This window comes from Corallococcus sp. BB11-1 (assembly GCF_026626625.1).
Taxonomy (GTDB): domain Bacteria; phylum Myxococcota; class Myxococcia; order Myxococcales; family Myxococcaceae; genus Corallococcus; species Corallococcus soli.
On sequence record NZ_JAPNJY010000029.1, the window covers coordinates 97,186 to 116,518 of the forward strand.

19 protein-coding genes are annotated in these 19,333 nt (G+C 69.2%); 9 read left to right on the top strand and 10 right to left on the bottom strand.

Annotation, left to right across the window (positions count from 1 at the left end; genetic code table 11):
* Positions 1–19: 19 nt before the first annotated feature.
* Entirely contained in the window at positions 20–4,015 is a 3,996-nt protein-coding gene (locus OV207_RS25280; RefSeq protein WP_267557690.1) for a hypothetical protein, read from the top strand.
* Between the two features lie 50 nt (positions 4,016–4,065).
* On the opposite strand, the gene OV207_RS25285 is transcribed toward OV207_RS25280, so the two are convergent.
* Entirely contained in the window at positions 4,066–5,397 is a 1,332-nt protein-coding gene (locus OV207_RS25285) for a hypothetical protein (protein WP_267557691.1), read from the bottom strand.
* A 163-nt stretch (positions 5,398–5,560) separates the two neighbouring features.
* Here OV207_RS25285 and OV207_RS25290 point away from each other — a divergent pair, with 163 nt between their 5' ends.
* Both OV207_RS25290 and OV207_RS25295 read left to right on the top strand, forming a co-directional pair.
* Positions 5,561–6,652, top strand: a complete 1,092-nt coding sequence (locus OV207_RS25290) for a hypothetical protein (protein WP_267557692.1) — start codon at positions 5,561–5,563, stop codon at positions 6,650–6,652.
* A gap of 225 nt (positions 6,653–6,877) precedes the next feature.
* Positions 6,878–7,543, top strand: a complete 666-nt coding sequence (locus OV207_RS25295; RefSeq protein WP_193347824.1) for a LysM peptidoglycan-binding domain-containing protein — start codon at positions 6,878–6,880, stop codon at positions 7,541–7,543.
* 33 nt (positions 7,544–7,576) lie between these two features.
* On the opposite strand, the gene OV207_RS25300 is transcribed toward OV207_RS25295, so the two are convergent.
* The 5 genes from OV207_RS25300 to OV207_RS25320 all read right to left on the bottom strand — a co-directional run bounded on the left by OV207_RS25300 (position 7,577) and on the right by OV207_RS25320 (position 12,790).
* Positions 7,577–7,996, bottom strand: a complete 420-nt coding sequence (locus OV207_RS25300; RefSeq protein WP_267557693.1) for a hypothetical protein — start codon at positions 7,994–7,996, stop codon at positions 7,577–7,579.
* A gap of 126 nt (positions 7,997–8,122) precedes the next feature.
* Positions 8,123–9,574, bottom strand: coding sequence for an NAD(P)/FAD-dependent oxidoreductase (locus OV207_RS25305; RefSeq protein ID WP_267557694.1), 1,452 nt, complete (start codon positions 9,572–9,574; stop codon positions 8,123–8,125).
* A 122-nt stretch (positions 9,575–9,696) separates the two neighbouring features.
* Entirely contained in the window at positions 9,697–9,849 is a 153-nt protein-coding gene (locus OV207_RS25310) for a hypothetical protein (protein WP_167508727.1), read from the bottom strand.
* Complete coding sequence (locus OV207_RS25315; protein ID WP_267557749.1) at positions 9,846–11,300, bottom strand: aKG-HExxH-type peptide beta-hydroxylase; 1,455 nt, start codon at positions 11,298–11,300, stop codon at positions 9,846–9,848. Before OV207_RS25315 ends, OV207_RS25310 begins: the two co-directional genes overlap by 4 nt.
* Entirely contained in the window at positions 11,300–12,790 is a 1,491-nt protein-coding gene (locus OV207_RS25320) for an aKG-HExxH-type peptide beta-hydroxylase (RefSeq protein WP_267557695.1), read from the bottom strand. The genes OV207_RS25315 and OV207_RS25320 overlap by 1 nt, the downstream gene beginning before the upstream one ends.
* A gap of 322 nt (positions 12,791–13,112) precedes the next feature.
* Between OV207_RS25320 and OV207_RS25325 the strand changes: the two genes are divergently transcribed.
* Positions 13,113–13,859 carry a lysoplasmalogenase gene (locus OV207_RS25325; protein ID WP_267557696.1) on the top strand — a complete coding sequence of 249 codons (747 nt, stop codon included), beginning with the start codon at positions 13,113–13,115 and terminating at the stop codon, positions 13,857–13,859.
* A gap of 26 nt (positions 13,860–13,885) precedes the next feature.
* Positions 13,886–14,281, top strand: a complete 396-nt coding sequence (locus OV207_RS25330) for a hypothetical protein (protein WP_193347820.1) — start codon at positions 13,886–13,888, stop codon at positions 14,279–14,281.
* Between the two features lie 73 nt (positions 14,282–14,354).
* On the opposite strand, the gene OV207_RS25335 is transcribed toward OV207_RS25330, so the two are convergent.
* A complete protein-coding gene (locus OV207_RS25335; protein ID WP_267557697.1) occupies positions 14,355–14,708 on the bottom strand; it encodes an EthD domain-containing protein in 354 nt (117 codons plus the stop codon).
* A gap of 90 nt (positions 14,709–14,798) precedes the next feature.
* Between OV207_RS25335 and OV207_RS25340 the strand changes: the two genes are divergently transcribed.
* On the top strand, positions 14,799–15,272 hold the full coding sequence (locus OV207_RS25340) for a hypothetical protein (RefSeq protein WP_267557698.1): 474 nt from the start codon (positions 14,799–14,801) through the stop codon (positions 15,270–15,272).
* A 21-nt stretch (positions 15,273–15,293) separates the two neighbouring features.
* Here OV207_RS25340 and OV207_RS25345 read toward each other — a convergent pair whose 3' ends face one another.
* Positions 15,294–16,061, bottom strand: coding sequence for a hypothetical protein (locus OV207_RS25345; RefSeq protein ID WP_193347817.1), 768 nt, complete (start codon positions 16,059–16,061; stop codon positions 15,294–15,296).
* Between the two features lie 306 nt (positions 16,062–16,367).
* Between OV207_RS25345 and OV207_RS25350 the strand changes: the two genes are divergently transcribed.
* Both OV207_RS25350 and OV207_RS25355 read left to right on the top strand, forming a co-directional pair.
* A complete protein-coding gene (locus OV207_RS25350) occupies positions 16,368–16,910 on the top strand; it encodes a DUF2378 family protein (protein WP_267557699.1) in 543 nt (180 codons plus the stop codon).
* A gap of 118 nt (positions 16,911–17,028) precedes the next feature.
* Complete coding sequence (locus tag OV207_RS25355; RefSeq protein ID WP_267557750.1) at positions 17,029–17,400, top strand: type II toxin-antitoxin system PemK/MazF family toxin; 372 nt, start codon at positions 17,029–17,031, stop codon at positions 17,398–17,400.
* Between the two features lie 28 nt (positions 17,401–17,428).
* On the opposite strand, the gene OV207_RS25360 is transcribed toward OV207_RS25355, so the two are convergent.
* Together OV207_RS25360 and OV207_RS25365 are read right to left on the bottom strand one after the other, a co-directional pair.
* Positions 17,429–18,472 (bottom strand): NADPH-dependent F420 reductase, encoded by a 1,044-nt coding sequence (locus OV207_RS25360; protein ID WP_324291568.1) that lies wholly within the window; start codon positions 18,470–18,472, stop codon positions 17,429–17,431.
* Positions 18,465–18,653, bottom strand: a complete 189-nt coding sequence (locus tag OV207_RS25365) for a hypothetical protein (RefSeq protein WP_267557700.1) — start codon at positions 18,651–18,653, stop codon at positions 18,465–18,467. Before OV207_RS25365 ends, OV207_RS25360 begins: the two co-directional genes overlap by 8 nt.
* A 475-nt stretch (positions 18,654–19,128) precedes the next feature.
* Here OV207_RS25365 and OV207_RS25370 point away from each other — a divergent pair, with 475 nt between their 5' ends.
* Positions 19,129–19,293 (top strand): hypothetical protein, encoded by a 165-nt coding sequence (locus tag OV207_RS25370; RefSeq protein ID WP_267557701.1) that lies wholly within the window; start codon positions 19,129–19,131, stop codon positions 19,291–19,293.
* Positions 19,294–19,333 lie beyond the last annotated feature (40 nt).

Consider the following 19,333-nt stretch of genomic DNA (forward strand, 5'->3'; position numbering starts at 1 on the left):
TGAGGGGGGAAAGCCCGCCATGCGAACGCTGCAAGAACCGTCATTGTTGGGAGGGGTGCGTCCACCGGGCGCGCCCGTGCGCACGGAAGGCCTTCGCTTGCGTTGGCTCCAGGGCGTGGTGGCCGCGCTGGGACTCTGGGGCTGCGGTGAGGCCGTGCCCCCCAGCGCCGAGCCCGCGGAGGCCCCCGTCGCCCTTGGCACCGCGGAGCAGGGCCTGTCCTGCACGGCCGACGACATCGCCAGCGGTGACTGGGTGTGCTCCGGCAACTTCACCTACAGCCTGGAGTGCTACGCGCGGACGAACTCCGCAGCGTGTGGCCAGGACACCACCCCCAAGACGTGTACGTCCTATGCCTCGTGCCAGCACGAGGACTTCGGGTACACCGGCGAGATCCACGAAGCGGTGCTGCCCTTCGACAGCCTCTCGGGCACGACGTGCGACAGGCTCGCGGGCAATTACTTGCGGATGAACGTGCCCCTTGAGCAGCGGGCGGGCATCACCTGGCTCTGGTACATCGGAAACCTGCCGGGCGGTGAGGAGTCCGTGCGCGGGGGAACGGCGCCCCGCAAGGCCGCCGCGAGCATCGGCCCGGAGGCCTGCTACATCACCTTCTCCAACTACCCGGTCATCGCGACGGGCACGGGGCCCCAGTGCGGCACCGTGGAGTCGGCGTGCACGGTGGCGTGCACGACCCCCCGGACGTGCCAGGTGAATGGCGCCTGGGTCACCGACGCGCTGGCGTGCGGGACCATGGTGGGCGCGTGCGGCCCCGGCAGCGGTTCGCCCCTCTACAACGCCTGCCGCGACCCGGGCCACGGCACCGCGCCGGACGCCGACTGCGGCGCGGGCTTCGTGGACGGACAGGCCGCCGGCAGCTCCTCGGTTTCGCAGGTGCAGGCCCAGGCCGCGGCGCAGTGGGCCGCCTCCGGGAGCCCGGGCGCGCCCGTCTATGACGCGCCCATCACCTGCTCGGAGTGCCGCAGCAGCTTCTCCCTGTCCAAGCAGGAGGTGGACCGTCGCATCTACGCGACGGTGGCCATGTACAAGAAGGCGCCCAAGCTGAACCTGCTGGCCGGCGCGGCGTACGCCCTCGCCCGCGACAACCCGACGCTGACGCAGGCGGAGCTGACGGCCGGCATCAACACCCTCTCCACCGCGCTCAACGCCTACCCCTTCGACCCCGCGAAGGACGGCAGCGGTCCGATGATGCGGGTGATGCTCCGCATGCTCGCCCGCGCCGAGCCGGCCATGTCCACCACCACGGCGCCCGGCCGGGCGCTGCGGGCCCACGCCCGCGCCCTGCTGGCCAGCATGCACAACGGCCTGGACCTGGAGCGCGGCCTCGCCAACGCCCACTCCCTGGTGGAGCGCTACGCGGAGGCTGAAGCCTTCACCCAGGAGACCTGGGGCAAGCTGTTCGACCTCGCGCAGGGCAACGCCGCGCTGGCAGCGGCCGTGAATGGCGGCGGCATCGGGGGCGCGCTGGGCGTCCACACCACCCACAACGCCGCGCAGATGCTGGCCGTGCATCCGCTGGGGCCGCTCGCGGGCTTCATCCTGCCCCGCCTCGGCGCGGACGGGAGCCTGTCCGCCACGCCGGAGGACGCACGGAGCTTCATGGTGCTCGCGAGCACCCAGGGCCTGTCCGCCGTGCAGCAGTACTCCGACATGCTCCACGCCCTGAACACGGCGGAGCAGGCGTACCGCGCCGCCATCGCCCTGAAGAAGCCCGTCACCCCGCTGGCCCTGACGGGTGGCGCTGGCGACGAGGCGATGACGACGGCCACGGCCGCGCCGGAGGAGGCCGCGCTGCGGACGGCCATCGACGCGGCCCGCGCGCGGGGCACGCAGCTGAAGGATCAGCTCAACGGCGTGCGGGAAGGCGTCACGGGCGGACTCGGCGTGGTCGCGGACCTCTTCCGGAGGGACGGCGCGGTGGACTTCGCCGACGACCTGGTGAGGTTCACCCAGGCGTTGAGCACCACCCTGGAGGCGGTGTCGAAGTACGCGGAGAGCTCCATCAAGATCGCGGAGAAGGTCACCGGCCTGCTCGACCTGGGCGCCAAGGGCTTTGAGATCGTCAGCGGCGCGGTGTTCACCGGGCAGATCGTCAGCGCCGTCTTCCAGCTCTTCTCGATGCTGCGCAAGCCGCAGGAGCCGCCCATCGAGCAGACCATCCTCCTGGAGGTCCGCAAGCTGCATCAGCTGGTGGAACAGCTCCAGGATCGCATGTTCAGTCGCTTCGACCGGGTGGACCGGAAGCTCAATGACATCCACCGGGACATGCACGACCGCTTCGCCCTGGTGGACTGGAACCTGGGCCTGGCGAACCAGAACGTGCAGGAGGTCCAGCAGTCGCTGCACTCGCTCCAGGCGGGGCTGAACCGCGTGGACCAGAGCATGTACGAATACTTCAACGACACGAAGAACGACGCGTTCGAGCTGTCGGCGTGGTCCTACCTGGGCTGGAGCTCACGCCACCCCACGCCCATGCGCTACGAAGAGGAGTTCGTCCCCGCGGAGAACCAGTTCTCCAAGTGGGGCGCGGTGGACGCGCGCTTCTCCACCATCCTCTCCGGCATCGACGGCCGGGGCGCCAACCCGGACGTCAGCCCCACGGACGAGCTGTCCTCGCACCAGCTCACCTACAACATCAACTACCTGCGGGAGTTCCCGCTCCAGTTGAACCTGGGCATGCTGCACGCCGAGCGCATCTCCAGCCCGAAGGACTGGATGGCGGGCTCGGAGGCCTACGCGCAGCTCTTCGAGGAGCAGCCGGTCCTGGGCGCCACCATGCTCACCACGCGCCACGCCAACCTCATCACCGCCGGCACGCAGCTGGACACGGCGCTGCGCAACATTGGCAAGCCGCTGTTCACCAAGCTCCACGAGCGCTACCAGGCGGACTGGAGCGTGCTCAAGACGCTCATCGAGAGCGCGGAGAACACCTGGCGGACCGACCCCAACCGGGGGATGTACGGCGTCGACCCGTGGGGCGCTCCGGAGCAGGAGCCGACGGCGCACGTGCTCAAGCCGGCGAACAAGGCCATCGTGCCGTGCTGGGGCGGCGCGTGGGGCGACTACAACGCGGACAATGCGCCGGATGAGATCTCCGTGAATCCCGCCCGCTGGAACCATGACGTGCTGCGCCCGCTGCTCATCGCGGACAACATGAACGTGGATGGCGCCGCCATCGACCTGTGCGGCGAGGGCAGCTGGCAGCTCTACTCCGAGGTCTTCACCGGCTTCGGCGGCATGTACGAGCGCAAGTACCGGCTGCAGTCCAACATCTACGTCCGCTACACCTACTGGGACACCGCCACGAACTCGGTGAAGTCCGAACGGGTGTTCGGCCACGTCTTCACCGGCGGCATGGAGTTCGTCGCCCTGGTGCGCGGGGTGGACCGGCCCACCTACAACCCGAACTCGGCGGAAGACCCCCACAAGGCGATGGTGACGCGCTGGGGCCACGTGCAGGCCAACATCGCCTCGTCCGACTACCCCATGGCCACCGCGTTGCGCACCACCGTGCGCGCCCGGATGGTGGAGGTGCTGAAGGACCAGCAGCGTCAGTTCTACGGCTCCATCGCCGCGCGGATGAACCAGGGCGGTGACCCGCTACAGGTCCAGTCCAAGCGCATGACGGGCACGCGGCTGCTGTGGCAGGCCTACGTGGCGCTGGCGCTGCCCCTGTCGCTGGAGCACGACGAGAACCTGCGCGGGCTGCTGTACGGCGAGGACGCGGTGATGTCGGGCTACGACACCCTCCAGGACGTGGAGGTCTCCCCGGTGATGAACGACGTGATGGACATGTATGCGTTGTTCAGCGCCGCCACCACGCCGCCGACCCACAACATCCTGGCGGACCTGCACCCGGCGGTGACGTCTCGGGCCGACCGCTTGAGGGACACCGTCAACGCCACCCTGGATGCCCAGGCCGCCGCCGGTGGCCCTGAAGCCAGCACCTGGGTGGAGCCGACGCTGCTGCGGCTGCGGCTCAGCGTCCCGAACTGAGTGACGGCCCACGGGCCGCGGGGGACTTCCCCTCCGCGGCCCGGCGGGCTTCAGCGGGGCGAGACGATGTAGCGCCCCAGCTTCGACACGGACGCGCTGACGGTGTTCGCCCCGGTGTCCACCTGGGCCCCCACAACTGCCTGGGCCGGCCCGTCGTCAGGCTTCCAGTAGAGCGTGAGCGACGCCTCCGCGCCCCCCTCTGGAATGAGCTTCGGATCGTACGCCACGGTCAGCCGCACCGGCTGCTTGAACGCCCCGGACGCAGGCTCGAAGGCGTAGTTGTGCGCGGACATGAAGGCGTTCCAGGGCGTGGGCACGACCATGCCGGAGCGCCAGGCCCCCGGCTCCACCTGCACGTCCGCCACCAGCGCCCCCGCGGGCAGCTCCCACCGCACCTGCCCCGCGTACATGTTCACGGTGCCACCCGCCGGCGTGAACCGGGCGGAGTCCCCGCACTGGTTCGCCCGCAGCTCGCCACCCGCGACGCAGGCGGCCAGCGTGTCACCGCCCGCCAGCGCATCCAGGATGCGCCGGTACTGGTACACCGACGTGGCGAGCGGCACGCCCGCGTGCAGCGCCACGGTGCCCCCGCCCGTCGACCACAGGGTGTCTGTCTTCCGCAGGCCCTCCGCCAGCTGCGCGTAGTCCAGCCCGTTGCGCTGGCAGAGCTCCCAGGCGGTGGGGGCGAACTGCTGGTTGACGTCATCGCAGAGGCTGCCCGCCTGTCCGCCCACCCGGTAGGAGATGGCCCGCACCAGCCACTCGTGGGACAGCTCGTGGCGAAGGAAGAGCACGACGTGTGCGTACTCGTGCGCCACCAGCACCTGGTGCTCGAGCGCCACGGCGTTCTCGACAGTCAAAGGCCGCGGGACCTCCGGCGGCGGCGCCCGGGAGGCCTCCAGCTCCCAGAGACAGACATTCGAGCCCGGTCCCGGCTCCAGCCCGGTCTGGTTCATGAACGCGCTGCCGGACACGGTCCCCTTCGGGCCACAGAGGCTGTCGCCCGCCAGGTGGATGTCCACCGGCACCATCCGCGGCGACACGTCCACCCCCGCCACGGAGACCAGGTCGTCCTTCACGGCCCGGAACCCCGCGTAGCGCGCGAAGAGGTACGTCTCCTCCAGGGGACAGGGCTCCTCGCAGACGACGCGGAAGGTGTCTCCCGGCCGCTGGTAGGCGCGGTACTCACGCCCGCCGAGCATCACCTGCGTCCTGGGCACCGCGACGACTTCAGGCGGAGGACGGCCCGCGTCCACGCCCGCATCCGGCCTGGAGACGCCCGCGTCGGAGGGAGCGCCCGGCTCCGGATCATCGCCACAGGCGGACATGAACACGAGAAGAAGACAGAGCAGGGCGCGCGGCGGCGCTTGGAAGGAAGGCATGAGGCCGCAGGTAGAGCACGCCCCGCGCCACCTCGCGCGCTGGCCGTGTCGCCTTCGTTGGCCACGTCCCGGAATTCGCGTCCTGGGAGTGAGGAGAAAAACGGGGAACCCACGTTCTGGGGGAAACGGCGAATGAACGCCCTCCTCCCCTGGAGCATCCCCCATGAAACCGTCCTCGACCTCCCTCGCCCTGGCACTCGTCGGCGCCGGCTGGCTCATCGGCGCGTCCCCCGTCCAAGCGGCAGCGCCCGCGTCCTCCGGACCGCGTGAGCTCGCGCGGGTCAGCGGGGCGCCCGGCAACCACGTCGTCTTCCTTGAGAACGACGAGGGCGAGGTGGATGTGGCGGTCGCGGCGACCTATCCGCTGCGTCCCCTCATCGCCCCCCGCTTCCTCAAGTCACACACGGCGGCGGAGGTGTTCCTCGCGGTGGCTCCCGCCAACCAGGCGCTGCCCACGGCCCTCATGCGGAACGCGCGCCTCGTGGTGGACCGCGACATGCGGGAGAAGCTCCAGCGTGAGAACGCGGCGGCGCTCGCCAGCATGCCTTCGACCCGCGACTCCGGAGGCCAGTCCCTGGCCGCGAGCTGTTCGGAGTTCTTCCGCGGCTGGGTCGGCACCGTCTATGGCGATGCCTCGTGCGGAGACCCCAGCCAGGAGGTCATCGAGACCGTCCACCCGAGCGATACGTACTGCACCAGCGGCTGCGACTACACGCTCGGGGCCTTCGACAAGGGGACGTGTGAGCCCAAGCTCCGCTCGTGCGACATCATCAAGGGGACGGCGAGCGTCGTTCGCCTGCGCGCCACGAACTGGTGGGGCGGCCCCAACTTCAATCACCCGGGACACTTCGCCCACTTCGGCGTCGCCAACTGCACCGGCAACGGGCCCGTGGACTTCAACTACAAGCGGGGCACGGCCAGCACCACCACCCTCCAGGTGCCGGTCAACGGCATGCTCCACGTCAAGCTGGGGTCGGAGATCGTCCCCGGGAACGCCGCCAACTTCGTGAGCTATGGCCAGTGGAAGACGGGCAAGCCCGCCAGCGGCACGACGTACGTGGGCAACAGCCTGTCGGTGGAGGCCAATGGCGGCACCGATGATCGGGTGATCGCCTGCGGCGACATCTACACCTCCTACACGATGACGGACATCTCGTCGCCCACCTGCCACGGCCCCGAGATCTCGCTTTGCAGCGGCTCCAACTGCACCAGCGCCTGCTTCTACTGCTCGGGCGGAAGCTGCCCCACCAACTGAAGTCCGCCAGCGCGGCCGTCGCCAGCCTCAGCGACGGCCGCGCAGCTCCTTGATGACGTCGCGCTCATGCGCAAGAGCTTCGGCTATCGCCGCGACTGACATTTTCGGGTGACGGTGGATCTCCTCCCGGAACACCCTCAACGGAAAGCCAGTCGGATTCCTAGAAAGCTGGAAACTCGCGCAACTCAATCACGGACATCGCGAAAATGGCCTCAGGAGATTCGCATGTCCAACTACCGCATTCGTCCGGGCGACACCCTTTCGGCGCTCGCCTCCCGCTTCAAGACCAGCGTTTCGGCGCTGGCGCGCACCAACAACATCGCCAATCCCAACCTCATCTACGCGGGCCGCTCGCTGCGCGTCCCCGGCCATGGCGGAACGGACAGCTTCCAGCCCGCCAGGGGCGGTGGCGCGAAGGGGCCCGGCGGCGCGGGTCGCAACGGCGGCGCGGCGGGGGGCGGCTCGGTGGGGGCTCCGCGTGGCACCGGAAGCTCTGGCCCGGCGACGCCCGCGATGCGCAAGCTGGCGGAGGCGGGCCGGGCGGCCGCGATGGGCATGGGCGGCTACAACAGCCAGGGCCTGTGCGCCACGGGCGTCAGCCGCGCCATCCAGAACGCCTTCGGCGTCAAGGTCTGGGGCAATGGCAACCAGATTGACAACAACCTGCCGCGCGACAAGTTCAAGCAGGTCAACATGTCGCTCGAGGAAGCGCTGAAGACGCCGGGCCTGGTCCTCACCTGGGAGAAGACCTCGTCGCGCCTGGGCAGCATCTACGGCCACACGGCCATCACCACCGGCGACGGCCGCTCGTCCGTGAGCGACTTCATCGAGCGCAACACGCTCGGCGCCGGCGGCCGCTCCGGGCTGAAGGTCTTCCGGCCCATCGTCTAGCCTTGCCGGCTCGGGGCACCCTCCCCGAGCCACTCAGCCCGGCGAGGTGCCCTGCGCCGCCGGCTCCGCGTGGCCATTCACGCCGCCCGAGCCGTAGCGCCGCGTGGGGACCGGAGCGCTGCCGCCCAGCCAGTCCCAGCGCTCTCCGCTCCAGCGCTGCTCGCCCCACCCCAGGTGCGCCGCGGCTTCGCGCGCCCGGGCCCCATGGGCGACCAGGGCCCAGCCCATCCGTGACTGCTTGCTCTCCCCGCTCTTGAACTTGAGCAGCCGGCACTGGCCGCGGGCCTCGTCCTGGTCCGCGTCCCAGAGCGCCTGGTGCTTGAGCCCGTCCCCCTGGGGGTCCACCAGGTTGCGCTCACACCACGCGACCACGTCCCTGGCCCGGACGAGCCGGGTGCCCTTGGAGAGTTCAGTGACTGCGGCCACGAGGAGGTCGGGGGTGAGCACACGCATGGAGGTTGCACCGGGGCTGGGGCGGCGACGGTGCTCAACCTACCGCGTAGGGTCAAGCGCGGTGCTCATGGCCGCGCCATGCCTTTGTCATGGTTCTGTCATGACAGGCATGGGCGGCCGGGTGCGTCAGGCCCAGGCCTTGCGGACCTCCGCGTAGTAGTTGCGGAAGAAGGGCACCATCACCGCGCGGTGGCCGTCGACGATGGCCAGGAGCTCTGGCGGCATCACGAACTCCTCCTCCCCCAGCTCCTCGTAGAGCGAGTCCAGCATCTGCTGATAGAAGCGGGGGAACGAGCGGTGCCAGCCGACCTTCGGCAGCCGGATGCCGTGCTCCCAGCCCATGGCCAGATAGTGTTTGAGCGCCTCCGCTCGCGCCTCCGCCAGCGTGTAGAGCGCGATGGGTTTGCGCTCTGGCGGGAAGTCCTCGTTGATGAGCCCTGGCTGGCCACACATGCGCCGCGCCAGGTGCTGGCCGAGCAGCGGTGACTGGAACAGGCCATCGCGGTACGTGCCGGTGAGCAACCACAGCCCCTCCACGGACGTCGGCCCAATCAACGGACAGGTGTCCACGGTGACGGGCCTGTTGCCCGCCTGCCAGCCGACGAGCTGCGCGGCGCAGAGGTCCTGATCAATCTGCTCCAGGACGCACTCGAGCAGGAAGAACATGTCCGCCGGCGTGGTGCGCAGCATGGGCCGCGCCATCAGGATGTTCGTCGCGCCGAAGTAGAGCTGGTTGCCCGCGCGCGGCATGCCATGCAGGCCGCAGGCGAACGCGCGGTTCGGCGTCCGCACCACGTGCTTGAGCTGGGTCCTCGGCACCTGGAGCAGCAGTGACGTCCCGCCCCCGCTGAAGATGCGCGGGATGCGGCGGGCAAGCTCCGGGAGCTCGTCCAGCACGGCCTGCGTCCCGACGCCCATCGCGAGCACGACCTGCGCGGCCGCGAGCGTCCTTCCATCCTCCAGCCGGACCCCGGTGATGCGCCCCGCCTGCACGTCGAGCGCCTTGACGGCCCCGTCGATGAGCGAGACGCGCGGAGACTGCTCCAGCACCCGGGTGAGCCCCCGCAGCAGGCGGCTTGCGTCCACCGAACCCTCGCGCGGCAGGAACAGGGCCCGCTTGGGCCGGCAGTCCTCCGCGGGGTTCAGGCCGGGCACCTGGTTGGGATCCAGCTCCTCCCAGGGCTCCTCGTCCGCCTTCACGGCTTCGTGGATGGCGGCGTAGTTCTCGTCTTCAATCGTCCCGGACTTCGCGTTGCTGAACACGATGGTGCCGGCATCCAGCCGCACCTGGTCCTCCGCGGGCAGCGCGCTGTTCAGCCCCTCCAGCCACGAGGGCCAGAGGCGCGCGGCGAGCACGCTCTGCGCGTGCCGGGCCCGGCCTGGAGCGGTGCGCAGCAGCGGCGCGGTCACTTCTCCGTAGCAGCCCAGCATGGCCCCGGCCGCGCCGGAGGCGCCTCCAGGCCTGCCCGCGGGCCCCACCACGGCGATGCGCAGGTTTGGATCCTGGAGCGTCAGGGAACGCGCGGTCGCAAGACCCAGCGCGCCATTTCCCGCCACCACGACGTCATAGGTGCTCATTCGCTGGATGCCCTCGGCGGGTATGGGAGGTCCACACTGCAATGACAGCCGGTCCGGGGCCCGCCGCGCCCGCCTTGGAGCGCGGACACGGCGGGCGGTTCAGCGAACCGGACGACCTTGAATCAGTCTTCCTTCTTCGCCGTGTCGGAGACGATGTACGGCGGCCACCACTGGCGCTCCGCACTCGAACCGCACGTCACGGTCGGCTCCTGCAGCTGCTCCTTCTTGGCCAGGAGGTCCTTCACGGTCTCAAGCCACTGCGATCCGTTGTTCATGGCGCTTCTCCTTGCTGTCGGGTTGGCTCTACGAGGGTGCTGCGTACAAGCGTCTCCAGTCCCGAACGCAGCTGGCGGCGCGCTTCGTCGGGGGCAACACGCCCCCCGATGGCCTCCAGATACGCCCGCTCCAATTCAGTGAAGGTGCGGCCATCACTGAGTTCGAAGATCAGCCACGCATTCAGATCGAGCCAATGCAGCCTTGGCGCGTCTGGCGAGAAAACCATCAGGCACTCGCCCCGGGTCGAAGGGCGTGCCCGCAGACCGTTGACCTTGCGGTACGTCGCCCCTTCGAGCGCGTCCGCCTGCCCCCCCGGCGCCTTGCTGAAGACCTCCCGGTCGACAGGGGCCAGGGATTCGCTCAGCCAGCGGACGAAGTCCCGTCCCTGGGGCGTGAGCAGGTGTGACCACTCCGTCAGCAGCTGCTCGCCCAGGTAGCGCGCCCGGTCGACGGAGCGCCCGAAGCGGGAGCGGACGTCGTTGTTCACCACCGACATCGCATGCGGCCGCGAGGCATAGGCGGACGGGTCCCCGAACCGCTCAATCAACGAACGGTCCGCCGAGAGCGCGGCGGCCTTGAAGAGCGCGAGGTGGACGTACACGTGGTAGGCGAACACCGTGCGGACGATGGACCAGCGCACGTCGCGCCAGGGCACCTGGATGGTCTCCTCGGGCTTCGCCGCGATGGAGACCGAGCGGGTGGCGTCGAAGAGCTTCATGTGGAGCCCCTCGTGCAGCAGGCACCCGGCGACGTCCCAGGGATTCCCCAGGTCCTTCAGCGACAGGAAGATGGTGGAGGGCGTCAGGTCCCCACCGGCGGCGGACAGGACGGTGCCGCCTTCGAGCCGGGCGCTGAGCAGCGCGATGGCTTCGATGTGCCTCAGCGCGCTCGCCCCCGAATGCGGCATCAACTGGGAGAGCAGCGCGATGGAGTCGTTGATCTTCCCCTGGGCGGACGCATCCGGGCTCAGCAGCTTCCCGCCGCTCTTGGGGTTCGTCAGGAAGATGCCGTCGAACGCCGAGTGCAGCGCGTTGGCATAGGCGTCACCGCGCTGGGCCACGTCCCACAGCCACTTCGGGGTCTCCGTGCCCACGCGAAAGCGCGACGGCATGCGCGACTCGCACAGCCCCAGGGGGAGCGCCTCCAGGGCGCCGGGCAGCATCTCCTCCAGCGGGTGGGGCGACGCCAGCCGGCCGGCCTCCAGGTCGGAGAAGGCCTGCTCCAGCGTCAGCCGCACCAGCGGGTCGAAGAAGATCCGGCGAGCGTCGACATCGTCGAGCGCCTCCACGGCGGTCACCGCGCGCGCCAGGGAGGGCAGCCGCTCGGCGAACAGCTCCAGGCCGAAGCGATAGCGGGTCAGGACCTTCGCGAGGATCCTCGGCGAGTCTCCGAAGGAGGGATGCGCGACCAGACCCCGGTCCGCCGCCTGGATGACGTCCGAAGCGCCCATCACGACACCCGCCCTTCGGAGACCGGTTCAATCATTCCACTCGACACGAGCCCCTCGAGGGTCGGCGCGAGCTGGGCCCAGGCGCGCTCGGCCCCGAGTCCCAGCGAAGCGGTGTAGGAGGACAGCATCTCTTCTTCGGTCTTGCCGTCGCACAGCTCGAAGGCCAGCCACGCCGCGAGGTTCAGCGTGACGATCTTCCGTGAGCCCGGGTCCAGGGCGAACAGCACCTCCGTGGACGGGGAGCGGCGCAGGGAGAGGTCCCTCCCCTGGCGATAGCGCACCGGCGCCGGGGCCCGTCCGAGCGCGGGCGCCGACGGCTTCGCGACGGGCGTGGGCTGTCCGCCGGACAGCGGCGCCCCCAGGGCCTCCAGGGGACGAATCGCCTCCCAGAGCCAGGCGTTCAGCTCGCGCCCATACGGCGTCACCCGCGACGCCAGGGGGCCCTCCAGCTGCGTGTGCAGGAAGTCGAGCCGCTCCTCCGCGCGGGAGAAGGGCTTGCGGGTGTCGTTGTTCACCACCGACATGGCGTGTGCTGGCGCGACGTAGTCCCGGGGCGCGCCGAACTCCGCGTGGCAGCCGGGCCCCAGGTGCTCCACGGCGGCGCGAAACACCTGCATGTGCACGTACGCGTGGTAGGCGAAGATGCTGTTCGACAGCGACGTCTTCCGGCCCCAGGCCAGCTCGACGGGACCGTCGTCCGTCACGATGGCGCCCGTGCGAATCAGGTCGGAGAGCTTGAGATGCACGGCTTCATGCAGGATGTGGCCCGCCGTGTCCCAGGGGTTCTCCAGCTCGTGCGGGTCGATGAAGATCATGCACGGGGTGCCGTCCCCTCCGGAGCCCGTCAACATCCGGCCCCGGGGGCCCCGGATGTTCGCGATGGCGATGGAGTGGAGGTGCCGGAAGACGCTGGCCGTCATCTCCGGCACCAGCCGCTGGATCAACGCGCAGGCGCGCTCCAGTCCCGCGACCATGGCCGGGGTGGGGCGGATGATGTCGACGCTGCTCTCCGCGCCCGGCATGAACCCCGTGCGGATGCTCTCGCGCAGCCGGTCGCGAAGGGGCGTCGGCTCCTCCGGGAGGTCCCATACCCAGACCTTGCCCCCGGGGCCCACGGACAGGTCGCGGCCCATCGCCGAGCGGGAGAGGCAACGGCCCGGCGTGCGCGCCACGCAGTCGAGGGCCTCCCCCAGCAACCCGGGCAGCTCCTCGCCCGCGGCACCGTCCGCGCCTGACGTCTCCAGCCGGCTGATGGCGGTCTCCAGCGCCGCGCGCACCAGCAGATCGCCGAACACGGTCTCCGCCGTCACGGCGTCCAACGCCTCGACGCGGGTCGCCACCTCACGCAGACGCGCGTCCCGCCGCGCCAGCACCTCCAGGGCGAACCGATAGCGCTCGCTGACGCGCAACACGACCCGCGACGAATCTCCGAAGTGCTCGTGATGCTGAAGACGGCCGTCGGTGAGCCGGATCACATCCGTTCGTTGCACGCTGATCTCCATTCGAATGGCATCCATACCGACATCCGCCATCCCGGCATATCCAGCATTTCGTTCCAAATGGTGCCAGCCCATCCCAAATGCCACAAGGCCCAAGGTCGAGCTTTTTTCAGGGGCGGAGCCCGGACGCATGCGACAGCCGAGGCCGGCCGAGCCCATCACCTCCCTCTGAACAGGGCCACGGTGGGGCCTATTCTTCAAGATGAAGCCAAAATGACGCACCGGGCCCTGGCGAATAAATACAGCTGTCATTGAACCGGGCACCGGAGGCGGTCCTGTCTCGCGGAAAAAATCCCAGAGGATGGAAACGCAGGTGTCTGGGGTTGGCGCGCACCGCCGGGGTAAGGTGCCCGCCATGGGCCGGGAGCTGACAGGAGGAGCGAGGATCCTCGCGGGCGTGGGCCTCGCGGGTGCGGTGGGCTTCCTGCTGGTGCTGGACCTGGAGCGCCGGGACATCCGGGTGGTCACCAAGGCGCTGCCGATGCTCTGCCTGCTCCTGTGGCTGTGGCAGCCCCGGGGGCGCTATTCGCGGTGGATCTTCGCCGGGCTGGCGCTCTCGCTGCTCGGAGACGTGCTGCTGGACGTGGGGCCGGAGCTGTTCCTGCCGGGACTGGGCGCGTTCCTGCTGGCCCATGTCAGCTATGTGGCCGCGTACCTCAGCGTGACGCGAAGGCCGCACCTGGCCCGTGCGCTCCCCTTCCTGGTCCTGGCCGTGGGCGCCAGCGTGGCCCTGGGGCCCGGGCTGGGAGACATGGCGCTGCCCGTGATGGCCTATGTCGCCGTCATCTGCACGATGGGCTGGCGGGCCTGGGCCCTGCTGGGAGCACCAGGGCTTTCGCGGCGCGAGCAATGGCTGGCGTTCACGGGCGCGCTGCTGTTCGCCGCCAGTGACGGCCTGCTGTCCATCAAGCTGTTCGTGCGTCCCCTGCCCGGCGCGGGCTACGCCATCATGCTGCTGTACTGGGCCGCGCAGCTTTGCATCGCCCTCTCCACCCGGGGGCCGAGCATTTCGGATTCCAACACCCTGGCCCCGGCTGTGGCCGCGAAACCAACAGCCTGACGTCAACCCAAGGAGAGAGGCACACCATGAAGCATGCTCTGGCAGTCATCGCGGCACTCGCAACGGTCCTGGGGGCCTGCGGCGGAATGGACACCACCGAGGCGACAGCGGAGGCGTTGGGCCAGCAGTCGAGCGCCCTCGTGTCCTGTTCGACGATGTGCTCCTCGGGGCCGCTCTCCTGTACGGGGACGACCTGCTCCGCCGCGGATGGAGACCACGTGCAGTGTGACGGCGCGTACCAGTTCTGCCCGACGACGAACCCCACGTCCTGCACAGCCACCGCGTCGTGCAGGGAGCTCATCGGCACCGCGTGCGCGCAGACCAACGTCTGGCGCGAGTGCTGCCTGGACGCGCAGACCACGAGCAACTGCGTCTGCACCTACCAGCACGACTGGACGTGCGACATGCCCGCCGAAGGCTGAGCCCCCCGCCGCTCGGCCCCGCGTCGGGGCCGGGCGGTCGTGATGCCCGCGCATGAGGCGGAGGGGCCACCGGTCACCCGGAGGTCGTCACGCGCTCCTCGACGACGTAGGCCCGGGTCCGTGAGCGTTCGAGGAAGTTCTGCTCGTCCTTGGCGATCGCGTCACCGTTGGAGGGAGCGAAGAGCAGGGCCCCCCAGGCATGGAAGGTCTCCCGGTCGGGGAACACCATTTCGGTGACGACGTCGAAGTCGATTGAGCCGTCGTCCATGTTCAGCGCATCGCCCCGCACCAGGAAGTTGCGCTTGTAGACGATGGGCGGGGGAGCCAGGCCGCAGACCAGCGGGACGTGGTTCTTCTCGTAGTACTCGATGAATGCTTGCGTCTCGAGATCCTGCTTCTTCGTGAGAAAGACGAGCACCTTCAACATGGCGTGGCTCCAGCGAGTGGGGTTGACGTCCACCTTCCGCCCGAACCTACTGCGACTGCTCGCGGGGGCCAGGTGATGTGATTCCATCCCATGAAGCCTGAACCCACCGACGTGATCCGCATCGAATTCGACGCCCAGGAAGAGCTGGTGGGCGACCTGGCCCCGGTGAAGTGTGGCTTCTGTTGCACGCCGTCGCGAGGCAGGCTGCTCCATCAGGGCATGCTGGCCCGGGGCTTTGGTTGGGATTGTCCCTGTGGGGCCCGGGGCATCCACGCCCCGCTGTACGATCTGGACGAGCTGTATCCGGACGTGCTCGAAGCCTGGGGGCTTGAGCCGCGCGAACCGGACCTCGCGCCGCCCGTCCCCCTGGGCGGGACGGGCCTGTTGTCCACGAGCTACGTGGACGGCGTCTCGCTGCGCGCGCAGTTGTTCGCCGAGGCGCGACGACAGGGGGCCCAGGTCACTGCCACCCAGGTCGTCGCTTGCGTCGTCATGTCCGGGCACACCTCTCCGACCTGGACCTGGGATCTGCTCTGGGCACACGCTCGGCCCCTGGGGGGATGAGACACGCCAGGTCCCAGCCCGTCAGTTGCTGGCGGAGGCTGCCCGGGAGCTCCAGTTGAAGTCGTGGTACCAGCTCGCCACGTCCACGCTGAGCCCGACCACGGTGGTGTCTTCCTCATGGGGAAGCGCGTCACCGCCCAGCTTGAGCGTCCACGTGTGCTGCACGAAGGCCTTCACCCATTTGTAGCCCACCTTCGCCGTCAGCGCGGGCTCCGCGAAGAGCCACACGGGGTCCGTCACCTGATCCTCCCCCAGGAACTCCCGCGCACGCTCTGACTCCGTGTAGCCCTGCACGTCCAGCGACAGGTACTTCACGGCGGACATGCGAAGGCTTCCTCCCACCTCGAAGTAGGGCGTGACGTAGCCCAGGTTCGGCTGCACGAACGCCCGCACGCCCTTCGCCGTGAAGCCGACGTCCCGGAAGGCACCGCCCCCCGCGTCGAGCTGATCACTGGCCGTGGAGCGCCCGTAGCCCACGCCTCCGTAGGCTTCCCACACCGCGTTCTCCAGGAAGCGTCCGTAGAGGCCTCCTCCCACCTCCGCGAGCAGCCCGTTCGCCTCTCGCCGCCCCTCTTCGTAGGATTCGTAATAGCCATTGGCCAGCAGCCCCACGCCTTCGCGTGGCGAATACGCCAGCTGCACGTCGCTGGGAGTGATGCTGCCCTTGAACTCACCCTGCTCACGCAGGAGCGGGGCACTGACCTGGTTCGACTTGTACAGCGTGGTGGTGCAGCCGGTGGACACGAGTCCGACGACCCCTGCGACGACGCTGACGCGAAACGGGTTCATGAACGCCTCCTGGGAGACGAACACAGCAATGGGTGTGCCCGCTTCCATCCATCGCCTGGACGCACCGCGATGTAGAGGGAGAGCCCCAGGAAAGAGACCGCGTCACTGGATTCATCGGGCGGGAGACGCGAAACCCGGGACGCGGTGCGAAGCGCGCGATGCAGTTCAAGGCTTCCAAGGTATCAATGTTATTCAAGAACGAGTGAACGGTTCACGGTGAGGTGGCCTTGCGTGTCCGCGGAAGGGATGCGCTACGCTTGCGTGAATGCGGCGGGATGGGACGCCGTGTGCCGGGGGGGATGTCACATGAGTGATGAGATCGTCTATCGCCATACGATTGAAGGGCTCTTCCGTTCCATTGGCAGACGTCTCACGCCAGACCTCAGGAACAAGCTGCGGGACGCAGGTCTGGACCTCGACGTTCCGATTCCCCGGAACACGCCCCGGACGGTCTTCGCCGAGGTCCTGCGGATCACCGCGCAGCACCTGCATCCGGACGCGGAGGTCTCCGAGGGCTACCGGCAGCTCGGCATCGGCATCATCCAGGGCGTGGAGCAGACGATGCTGGGCAAGGCGCTCGTGTCGATGTGGCCCATCTTCGGTCCGGAGCGGGTCGTCGTCCGGATCCGGGAGAGCTTCGCCACCGTGAACAACTACCAGAAGACCGAGCTCGAAACCCAGGGCCCCGCGCACCACGTCATCCGGGTGAGCGAGTGCAACGGCAATCCGGGCTACCTGCAGGGCATCATCGAAGCGGGCCTGACGAAGGCCGGGGCCCGCAGCCTGCGCGTGGAGCCCTTCGACTTCGACGGCCACGCCTGCTCCTACCGCGTCCGCTGGGAGCCGTGAGCCCCACCCTCCCCTCCTCCTACGGGGCTTTGCCCGTCCCCCCCGCTGGGATAGGAGGCAGGGGATGCGTGCGCGCGAACCGGTGGAGGCGCGAATGGAGACGAAGACAGCCACACGGATGGACCGGGGGCCGGGGGACATCCATCAAGGGGACGTCTTCTGGCTGGAGTCGGACGAGTCGCGGGGGTCCATTCCGGCCATCCCCCACCCCCACGTGGTCATCCAGGAGGATGTCTTCAATCGCTCCCGCATCCACACCGTGATTGTCTGTGCATTGACGTCGAACCTGAAGCGGGCGAACGAGCCCGGCAACGTGCTCCTCGACGTGGGTGAGGGCAACCTGCCCCGGCAGAGCGTCCTGGTCGTGTCGCAGGTGTCCTCGGTGGAGAAGACACGGCTGGGTGGATACATCGGGACGCTGTCGGACGAGCGCGTCCAGCAGATCCTCGCCGGGATGCGCTTCCAGCAGGCCTCCTTCTTCAACCGCTGAGCGTGGCCCGGCGAGGGGCGCCTGGTGGCTATCCGCCCTGGGACGCCAGGAAGTTCTTCAGCCAGGTGTTCGCGCCGTCGCGGTACTCCGGGAGGCGCGAGCGCTCGGCGGCGGCGAGGGCCTTCTTCACGCCGGCCGCGTCCAGGTCCTGGGTGTAGACCGGGGTGCCCGGCTGCTGGCGCCAGGAGTCCGCGAGGCTGCCCGCGTCGATGGCGTCGAAGCCCAGCTCCTCCACGAGCTTGAGGACCTTGGCGCGGGCCTCGGGCGGCTCCCCCGCCACCGGCAGCGCGATCCTCCCCGGAGTCCCCTTCGGCGTGCCCTTCTCCAGCAGGCTCTGGAAGAAGATGTTGTTGAAGGCCTTGATGACGGGGCGCCCGAGCAGCGACGCGACCCACTCGCTCTCCACCTGGCCGCCTTCGAGCGCCGCGATGCTGCCGTCGCGCACGGGGTAGTAGTTGCCCGTGTCGATGACGACGACGTCCCTGGGCACGTTGGCGAAGAGGTCCTTCGGCAGTTCGGGGACCGCCTTCTGGGGGATGGTCACGACGACGACCTCCCCGGCCCTGGCGGCCTCCTGGGCGGTGACGGCCTTCGCGCCCGTCTCCGCCGCGAGTTCGCGCAGCGTGTCGGGGCCGCGTGAGTTCGCGATGGAAACCTCGTGCCCCAACTTCACCCACCTGCGCGCGAGGGTCCCACCAATCAGACCTGCGCCAATGATTCCAATCTTCATGTCCGCATCCTCCAGGGCCTGCGCCCGGCTTCGTGCGCCGGTGGGATGCCCCACCGTTCCGGGCGATTCGCGGCCACCGGCGGATTCCTGGCGCCCCAAGGACATGCCGGCCTGCGACCCGCGAGGTGGCCCCCCCCCGAAGCCCCCTCGTGGGTCGCCTTGTCGGGGAGGGCTCAGGCGGGCGGAGTCGGGCCCTTCCGCCAGGTTGGAGGCTTTCGCCAACGTCCCCCGTGGGGTCGGCGTTGAACGCCTCGCGGCTCGACAGCCTGTTGCGCGTCCTGGACGGCAACCTGGACGTGAGCATCGCGTCCCTCCTGAGGGAAGGCTGAAGGCCCTACCCATGTCCCAGTCCACGCCGCACCTGGAAGAGGTCGAGCTGCTCGACCTGACGGATGGCGTTCCGACCCAAGCCCTGCGCGTGCGCGCGGAGGTCCACCTGGATGCGTGCGACCGGTGCCGCGAGGCCCTGGTGGACTTCCTGCTCGTGCGCGCCTTCCCCGCCCGACGTGCATGCCGTGCGCACGCCTGCTCGTCGTCGTCGTACCGGGTGAAGAGCTCGTCCCCACGAACCGCGAAGGTGAAGATGGAGGTGCTGGGCGCGAACGCGTTTTCGCCGTTGGGGTTGCAGGACGAGGACGTCGTCAGCTCCAGCTTGCCCGCGGTCTTCACCTTCCAGGTCCCCATGTTGTTGCCCCAGACCTGCCCCAGGATGATGACGGTGGTGCCCAGGAAGAGCATGGCTTCGGCGGAGTCGACATCAAGGTCCTGCTCCAGGCGACACATGCAGGTGAAGTCTCTTGTCATGGGCATCATGCTGGTCGCGGGACTGATGACGGGTTGTGGCGGTGGCATCGAGGACACGGGGTTCGGGTCCGCTCCTGCGGGCGATGAGCGCGGAGAGGTCGCGGCCCTGGCGTGTAACGACTGCTCGTGGCTCTTCGTGCGGTGTATGTCGCGCCAACACGTCCGAAGCCGCGCAGTTGTGCGAGGAGTCCCGCGTGCTGTGCGAAGAGACGTTCTGCGACCCCGTCCGCGCGTCCAGCGCCTGCACGGACAAGTGTGACGAGCGGCTCAACACCTGCCTGCGCCTCGGCACCACCCACATGCTCGTGTGCTTCGAGCGCCACGACAACTGCATGCAGAGCTGCCCCATCGAGGAGTAGCGGACCCAAGCGCGCTTGCAGCGCGCAGCACCCGTCGCGG